General features: G+C 69.2%; 1 protein-coding gene. It reads left to right on the top strand.

From position 1 onward, the window contains the following. The coding region (locus tag G3I71_RS45570) for a glycoside hydrolase family 18 protein (RefSeq protein ID WP_239149770.1) at positions 1-623 on the top strand (623 nt) is incomplete at both ends.

The raw sequence follows: 623 nt of genomic DNA, 5'->3' as shown, positions 1-623 counted from the left end.
AGGTCGTCGGTTACTTCACCGAGTGGGGCGTCTACGGCCGCAACTACCACGTGAAGGACGTCCAGACCTCGGGCTCGGCCGACCGGCTGACCCACATCCTCTACGCGTTCGGCAACACCACCGGCGGCCGCTGCTCGATCGGCGACTCCTACGCCGACTACGAGAAGGCCTACACCGCGGAGCAGTCCGTCGACGGCAAGGCCGACACGTGGGACCAGCCGCTGCGCGGGTCGTTCAACCAGCTGCGCAAGCTCAAGGCCATGCACCCGAACCTCAAGGTCATCTGGTCGTTCGGCGGCTGGACGTGGTCGGGCGGCTTCACGCAGGCCGCCGCGAACCCCGAGGCGTTCGCGCAGTCCTGCTACGACCTCGTCGAGGACCCGCGCTGGGCGGACGTCTTCGACGGCATCGACGTCGACTGGGAGTACCCCAACGCGTGCGGCCTCACGTGCGACGCGTCAGGGCCGCAGGCGTTCGACCGGGTCGTCACGGCGCTGCGCGGCAAGTTCGGCTCGTCGGCGCTGGTCACCGCGGCCATCACGGCCGACGGCTCGAACGGCGGCAAGATCGACGCGACGGACTACGCGACCGCGGCGACCAAGCTCGACTGGCTCATGCCGATG

This window comes from Streptomyces sp. SID12501, from assembly GCF_010550245.1.
GTDB lineage: Bacteria > Actinomycetota > Actinomycetes > Streptomycetales > Streptomycetaceae > Streptomyces.
The sequence above is the reverse complement of the archived record's forward strand: the minus strand, read 5'-3'. Positions and strand labels throughout refer to the sequence as shown.